Source organism: Stenotrophomonas sp. STEN054 (assembly GCF_056854535.1).
The window spans coordinates 1-7,436 of sequence record NZ_JBXFWG010000088.1 but is presented as its reverse complement, the minus strand read 5'-3'; the positions used below and the strand labels follow the sequence as shown (position 1 = coordinate 7,436).

Annotated in this window: 6 protein-coding genes; 1 reads left to right on the top strand and 5 read right to left on the bottom strand. The window is 67.3% G+C overall.

The features are described from left to right. Positions 1 to 289: 289 nt before the first annotated feature. Complete coding sequence (locus AC1VXD_RS19345) at positions 290 to 886, top strand: O-acetyl-ADP-ribose deacetylase (protein WP_482993411.1); 597 nt, start codon at positions 290 to 292, stop codon at positions 884 to 886. 91 nt (positions 887 to 977) lie between these two features. Here AC1VXD_RS19345 and AC1VXD_RS19340 read toward each other — a convergent pair whose 3' ends face one another. The 5 genes from AC1VXD_RS19340 to AC1VXD_RS19320 all read right to left on the bottom strand — a co-directional run bounded on the left by AC1VXD_RS19340 (position 978) and on the right by AC1VXD_RS19320 (position 6,874). Then, positions 978 to 2,012, bottom strand: coding sequence for an ABC transporter substrate-binding protein (locus AC1VXD_RS19340; protein ID WP_482993410.1), 1,035 nt, complete (start codon positions 2,010 to 2,012; stop codon positions 978 to 980). A 136-nt stretch (positions 2,013 to 2,148) separates the two neighbouring features. Beyond that, positions 2,149 to 3,153: a class I fructose-bisphosphate aldolase gene (locus AC1VXD_RS19335; protein WP_116863705.1), complete on the bottom strand. Its 1,005-nt coding sequence runs from the start codon at positions 3,151 to 3,153 to the stop codon at positions 2,149 to 2,151. A 231-nt stretch (positions 3,154 to 3,384) separates the two neighbouring features. Further along, complete coding sequence (pyk, locus tag AC1VXD_RS19330; RefSeq protein WP_482993409.1) at positions 3,385 to 4,851, bottom strand: pyruvate kinase; 1,467 nt, start codon at positions 4,849 to 4,851, stop codon at positions 3,385 to 3,387. Positions 4,852 to 5,033: 182 nt separating this feature from the next. Continuing rightward, positions 5,034 to 5,702, bottom strand: a complete 669-nt coding sequence (locus AC1VXD_RS19325) for an HAD hydrolase-like protein (protein ID WP_482993408.1) — start codon at positions 5,700 to 5,702, stop codon at positions 5,034 to 5,036. After that, the gene (locus AC1VXD_RS19320) at positions 5,699 to 6,874 is read right to left on the bottom strand and encodes a phosphoglycerate kinase (RefSeq protein WP_482993407.1); all 1,176 of its coding nucleotides are present in this window, start codon (positions 6,872 to 6,874) and stop codon (positions 5,699 to 5,701) included. Before AC1VXD_RS19320 ends, AC1VXD_RS19325 begins: the two co-directional genes overlap by 4 nt. Between the last annotated feature and the right edge of the window lie 562 nt (positions 6,875 to 7,436).

Here is a 7,436-nt window from a genome sequence, read left to right as displayed (position 1 = left end):
GCTTTTTTCATTTGGGTTCCCCCGCCGGTGGGGGGCGGGGCGGGGGTTTCGGGCCGGGGGGGCCTAACCCCGCGGTGGGGGGGCCCCCGGCCGGGGTTTTTTTTTCGCGGCGGGTCGGGGCCGGGCGCTACCACTTCAGCCTGCGTGAAGGTTATTGCCCCCATCGTGCGTGACGACCGTAATCGCAGCGCGTGAGACGGTCATGACGCAGCATGGATGCCCTCTCCACTACGGTGGGGGCACCCAGCGCGGGCACGGCGCGCAACAACAACAGGCAGGAGACGGACGCATGAAGATCGAAGTGTGGCAGGGCGACATCACGACCCTGGCGGTGGATGCGATCGTCAACGCGGCCAACGAAACCCTGCTCGGCGGGGGCGGTGTGGACGGTGCCATCCACCGTGCAGCCGGCCCAGGATTGCTGGCCGAGTGCGAGCGCCTGCCGGAACTGCGCCCGGGTGTGCGCTGCCCGACCGGCGAAGTGCGTGCCACAGACGCCTATGCACTCCCCGCGCGGCACGTGCTGCACACGGTCGGCCCGGTCTGGCATGACGGCCAACGCGACGAACCCGCCCTGCTGGCCAACTGCTACTGGAAATCGCTGCAGCTGGCCGAATCGCTGGGCGTGCAGTCGATCGCGTTCCCGGCCATCAGCTGCGGCGTCTACGGCTACCCGCTGTACCAGGCCGCACAGGTGGCGGTGACCGAGACGCTGGCGTGGCAGCGCAGCCATGCGCAGCCGATGCGCATCATGCTGGTGGCGTTCAATACCGCCACGGCGAAGGCCTACCAGCAGGCGCTGAGTGCGACTGGCCAGCCGGTAGAGGCCGAACGCATCCTGCCGCTGCCGCCGCTGGGTGATGCCGGATTCGCTGCGGCGCATTGACGCCCAGTACCGCAGGTGGATGAAAGGCCGGGCATTGCCCGGCCTTTTTTTCGTTGATGTGCGCGAAAGGCCATCCACGCATGGCGTGGATCTACTGGATCCGCAGCTCCACCAGGCCGGAATCGCCCTCCACGCTTGACACCTCCACCGTGTAGTGGCCAGCCGGCAACGTCTCCTGCAGGCGCGCGTCCGTGCCGTTGCCGCCGTCATCGTCCTCGATGTCGATATCGCCGCCGACCAGGTGCAGCACGGTGTCGACCTGGCTGGACAGCGCATCCAGCTTCACCCGCGCCGGTGCATCCAGGCGCAGCAGGAAACGCCGGCGGCCTTCGCCATCAAGCGTGGTGAACACGCTGCCCGAGGCTGGAAGTGTCGTGTCGTCCTGCTCGACCATCGTGGCCGGCGCCTTGCTGCGCTGGACATCCAGGGTGAACGCGCCGTTCTCCTCGTCATCCAGGCTGCTGACGTTGAGCGTATAGCGGCCCGGCTGCAGCAGCAGGCTGATGCGCGAATCACTGCCTTCGCCGCCATCGTCGTTCTCGGCGTCCTGGCCCTCGCCCTCCAGCGCCAGCAGGGTGTCGAACACCTCCGAACGCAGGTCGATGGTGTAGAGGCCGGCCGTGTCCACCTGCAGCGTGTAGGCCTGCGACGACTCCAGCAGCAGGTCGGACACATGGCCCGCGTTGATGATCGGCGTGCCGTCGTGGGGCTTCAGCACTTCCGCGCGCAGCCGGAACGGACCGTAGGTGTCCGGCGCATCGGCGTTCACCGCCACCTGGTAGCTGCCGCCCCCCTCGGCACGGAACGCGACGGCAATGTCACTGCCCTCGTAGTAGGTGCGGCTGCGGGCCACCACCTTGCCGTCGTGGAAGACGGTCATCGCGCCGCGGAGGGTGCCGGTCAGGGTGATGCCGACGCGCTGCTTGTCCTGCACGGTGATCTGGTAAAGCTGATGGCGGCTGCCGTTGTTGAAGTTCATGCCGCTGCGCGACGTGATCTCGCCGGACACCGGCCGGTCGAACTGCAGCACGGGCACCCTGCCCGCCGGCTCGGCCGGGCCGATCCGGTTGCAGCCTGCCACGGACAGCACCGTGGCGATGGCCAGCGCGATCGCGGTGGTACGCATTGAACCTCTCCCTGGCCTTGGCGGACATCCCGCGCGCACAGGCCCTGCGCGCGGGAGCAGCAACCATACCCGCAAAAGCAGACGCCGGCATGGTGCCGGCGTCTGCGCTATTACCTCATGCGGGGAAGCGGGCGGCTCAGCCGTTCCACTTGCCCAGCGCGGCCAGGCCGTTGTCCTTGGCGCGCTCGTACACGGTCTTCTGGGCAGCGGCATAGTTGCCCTTCATGTCCTTGGCCCACAGCTTCAGCGCGGCCTGCTGCATGGCGCGGCCGTAGGAGAAGCTCAGCGGCCACGGCAGGTTGCCCATCTGGTTCATCGCGTTCAGGTGCTCGGTCGACTGCTCGTCGGTCTGGCCACCGGACAGGAACACCACGCCCGGCAGGATCGCCGGCACGGTGCTCTTCAGGCACATGACGGTCGATTCGGCCACTTCCTCGGCGTCGGCCTGCTCATCGCAGCCCTTGCCGGAGATGACCATCGAGGCCTTCAGGATGGTGCCTTCCAGCAGCACGTTCTGCTGGTACAGCGCGTCGAACAGCGAACGCAGGGTGGCTTCGGTGACTTCGTAGCAGGTCTCGATGTCGTGGTCGCCGTCCATGATCACTTCCGGCTCGACCATCGGCACCAGGCCGCATTCCTGGCACAGGGCGGCATAGCGGGCCAGCGCGTGGGCGTTGGACTCGATGCAGGTGCCCGACGGGGTGTTGTCGCCGATGTTGATGACCGCACGCCACTTGGCGAAACGCGCACCCAGCTTGTAGTACTCCTGCAGGCGCTCACGCAGGCCGTCGAGGCCTTCGGTGACCAGCTCGCCCGGGCAGCCGGCCAGCGGGTGTGCACCCTTGTCCACCTTGATGCCCGGAATCATGCCGTGGTCGGCCATGTACTTGGCGAACGGCACGCCGTCCTTCGTCGACTGGCGGATGGTTTCGTCGTACAGGATGGCGCCGGAAATGTGCTCGTTGAGCTTCGGCGTGGTCAGCAGCAGCTCGCGGTAGGCACGACGGTTCTCCTCGGTGTTCTCGATACCGACGCCGGCGAAACGCTTGGCGATGGTAGCGGTGGATTCGTCGATCGCGATGATGCCCTTGCCCGGGGCGACCATGGCCTGGGCGGTTTCAGCCAGCTGTTCGATGCTCATGTATTTCCTGTGGCGGGTGCGGGAAAAACGTAAGTATAGCCCCGCTGCCCGTTGCCTCGCCGTGGAGGACAGGATGGAAACGCTTCCATGTCTGCGCAGGACAAAGGATGTCCTGCGCCCTGGGGGTCGGAGCCCCTGCGGGGATCCGACCCCAGGTCGGCGTGGGGTCAGATTCCCGCAGGGCCTCTGACCCTGGATCGGCAGCGCCGACCCGATACCGTCAGGGCTCGATCAGAGGTCGCCCAGGCCGCTGGCGCGGCCGTCATCGCCCACTTCCAGCAGACGCAGGGTGTTGGTGGCGCCATGGGTTTCCATGTGCTCGCCGCTGGTGAACACGACGCGGTCACCGGCCTGCAACATGCCGCCTTCGACCAGCAGGCGGATGCTGCCGCGTGCCGCTTCGCGCGGGGTGAAGCCGCGGCTGTCGAAGTTGATCGGGAACACATCGCGCATCAGCGCCATCTGGCGGCGTGCACCATCATGGCGGGTGACCGCGAACACCGGTGCCGAGGCACGGAAGCGCGACAGATAGCGTGCGGTGCCGCCGGATTCGGTCATTGCCACGATGGCGCGCACACCCACGTGCTGCGACAGGAACATGGTGGCCATGGCAATGGCCTGGTCGGCGCGTTCCAGGTTGCGCGGCGATGCGCCGAAATCGGTGTCGATCTGGAACTGGCGTTCGGCACCCAGGCAGATGCGAGCCATCGCTTCGACCGCCTTCACCGGGTAGGCACCGGCCGCGGTTTCGGCCGACAGCATCACCGCGTCGGTACCGTCGATGACCGAGTTGGCCACGTCCAGCACTTCGGCGCGGGTCGGGATCGGGCTTTCCACCATCGACTGCAGCATCTGCGTGGCGGTGATCACCACCTTGTTCTGCGCCAGCGAGGCCTTGATGATCTTCTTCTGCAGGCCCGGCAGCTCGGCGTCGCCGATTTCCACGCCGAGGTCGCCACGGGCCACCATCACCACATCACTGGCTTCGACGATCTCTTCCAGGTTCTCGATGGCTTCGGTGCGCTCGATCTTCGACACCAGCGCGGCGTAGCAGCCATGCGATTCGGCAATCTCGCGTGCATCGTTCATGTCCTGCGCGTTGCGGCAGAAGGACACGGCGATGAAGTCGACGCCGATCTTGGCGACGATGCCGATCAGTTCCTTGTCGCGCTCGGTCAGCGCGCCCAGCGACAGGCCGCCGCCCTGCTTGTTCAGGCCCTTGCGGTCGGACAGCACACCGTCGTTGAGCACGGTGTTGATGATGCGCTCGCCGTCCACTTCAACGACCTGCAGCTGCATCAGGCCATCATCCAGCAGCAGGACGTCACCGGCAGTCACGTCCTGCGGCAGGCCGAGGTAGCTCACGCCGACCTGGCTGGTGTCGCCCGACGGCGGGGTGGCCGAGGCGACCAGGTCGAAACGGTCACCGGCTTTCAGCTTGATCTTGCCTTCGGCAAAACGCTCGATGCGGATCTTCGGGCCCGGCAGGTCGGCCAGGATGCCCACTTCCACGCCCACCCGCTGTGCGGCGGCGCGGACGTCGGCGGCACGCTTGGCCTGGCCGGACGGATCACCGTGGCTGAAGTTGAGGCGAACCACGTTCACGCCTGCGCGGAACAGATCCTCCAGCACGCCCGGCGGGTCGGTCGCCGGACCGAGGGTGGCTAGGATCTTGGTGCGACGCTGACGCTCGAACATGGTGACTGGGCCTCTCCCGTTAAAGGTGGGAAATTAGCACATCCTTCACGCCCCATGTATACGGTTACAGCCTTGGGGCAACTGACTCTGCGGGACATCGAACGGACATGTTCCGGACACGGCCCGGCCATCAGGTGCACAGGGCCCGCCGGGCATGGGCCGGCAACCAGCAGCGCCGCAGGTCAGGCCAGCAGGGCCAGCAGCTGCGCCGGTTCGTGGGCCAGGTGGCCGGCACCGGCCTCGGTCAGCTCGGCTTCGCCGCCAAAGCCCCACAGCACGCCCACGTTGCGCAGGCCGTGGTGGCGTGCGCCTTCGATGTCCATGCGGCGGTCGCCGATCATCCAGCACTGCGTGGGCTGCAGCTGCAGGCGCTGCAGCGCCTCGCCGACCAGCTGCGGCTTGCTGCTGCGCGAGCCATCCGGGGTCGAACCGACCACCTCATCGAACAGGCTGCCGAACGGCAGGTGCTCGACGATGCGCCGCGCGTGCGGCTCGTTCTTGGCGGTGACCACGGCCAGGCGGTGGCCGCGACCATGCAGCGCGCGCACGGTCGCTTCGATGCCCGGGTAGATGGTGTGCTCACGCCAGCCTTCCACGTCGAAACGCTCGCGGTAGAAGGCGACGGCCTCCTCCACCCGCACGTCGTCACCGAACAGCGGGCCGAAGGTGGTGCGCAGCGACGGCCCGATCCAGCCCAGCAGGGTTTCCTGCGGCGGCACCGGCTGGCCCATCTTCTGCAGCGCATAGGCGATGCAGGTGGTGATGCCCACTTCCGAATCGATCAGGGTGCCATCCATGTCGAAGAAGAGCGTTGCACGCTCTTCTCCGTCACCACGCAGCCCGGCGCTCATGCGCCGCGTGCGGCCAGCGCAGCCACGGCCGGCAGGGTCTTGCCTTCCAGGAATTCCAGGAACGCGCCGCCACCGGTGGAGATATAGCTGACATCACCGGCGATATCGAACTTGTCGACGGCCGCCAGGGTGTCGCCGCCGCCGGCAATGGAGAACGCGCTGGAGCTGGCGATGGCACGGGCCAGCGCCTCGGTGCCCTTGCTGAAGGCTTCGAATTCGAACACGCCGACCGGGCCGTTCCAGACCACGGTGCCGGCCTTCTCGATCAGCTGCGCGTACTGCGCGGCGGTCTGCGGGCCGATGTCCAGGATCAGGTCATCCTCGGCCACGGCGTCGACGGCCTTCACTTCGGCGGCGGCATCGGGCAGGAACTGCTTGGCGGTGACCACGTCCACCGGCAGCGGAATGGCCGCGCCACGTGCCTGCGCATCGGCCACGATCTTCCTGGCGGTATCCAGCAGGTCCGGTTCGTACAGCGACTTGCCCACCTTGTAGCCGGCGGCGGCGATGAAGGTGTTGGCGATGCCGCCACCGACGATCAGCTGGTCGACCTTGCCGACCAGGTTGGCCAGCAGTTCCAGCTTGGTGCTGACCTTGCTGCCGGCGACGATGGCCAGCAGCGGCTGGGCCGGCGCGTCCAGCGCCTTGGCCAGCGCGTCCAGCTCGGCCATCAGCAGCGGACCACCGGCGGCGACCGGGGCGAAGCGGATGACGCCGTGGGTGGAGGCCTGGGCGCGGTGCGCGGTACCGAAGGCATCCATCACGAAGACGTCGCAGAGCGCGGCGTACTGCTTGGACAGGGCTTCGTCATCCTTGCCCTCACCAACATTCATGCGGCAGTTTTCCAGCAGCACCAGCTGGCCCGGCTGCACGTCGACGCCGTCGACCCAGTCGCGCACCAGCGGAACCTCGCGGCCGAGCAGCTCGGACAGGCGCGCGGCGACCGGCGCCAGCGAATCGGCTTCGCTCCACACGCCCTCCTTCGGGCGGCCCAGGTGCGAGGTGACCATCACGGCGGCACCCTGCTCCAGCGCGCGCTTGAGCGTCGGCAGCGACGCGGTGATGCGCTGTTCGGAGGTGATGCGGCCATTCTCGATCGGCACGTTCAGATCCTGGCGGATCAGCACGCGCTTGCCGGAGAGGTCGAGGTCGGTCATGCGGACGATGGACATGGGCAACTCTTTGGCTCGGGGACAGGATGCCGGTGTACGGCAGACGGCCATTGTATCGGCTGCCGATGCCTGCGGCAGGCAGAGGCGTACGGCAACAGCAACAGCAACTGCAACAGCCAAAGCGCTGGCGCTTCGTGGTGCTGGGGGTGGGCCGGGGTGGTGTGGGATGGCAAGGGACGCCGTAAACCCGTCCATGGGGGCTTGGTCGCGGCATCCATGCCGCTCACACCCCTGGGATCCCACACCACCCCGGTCTCGACAGCTTCATGAGGCGGAGCGGATGGCGAAGGCAAGAGCGGTTTCTGATGTCGGATGGAGAAGGAATGTAGAGCCGAGCCCATGCTCGGCTGGAGGTTTCGCGGAGAGCAGCCGAGCGTGGGGTCGGCTCTACAAAGAGCGCCAGGCGAAGCAGCTTTTGATTCTCTTTTTTCTTTTCCGTGGGTGGACGCAACCGGAAACTGTCAGAGGCCGGGCGGGTGGGCTGGGCCGGGGTGTCCGCCGCCAGGCTGCCCCCGGCCACCCCCCCCTGAAGTGGTACCCCCCACCCCAGCCCACCCCCCCC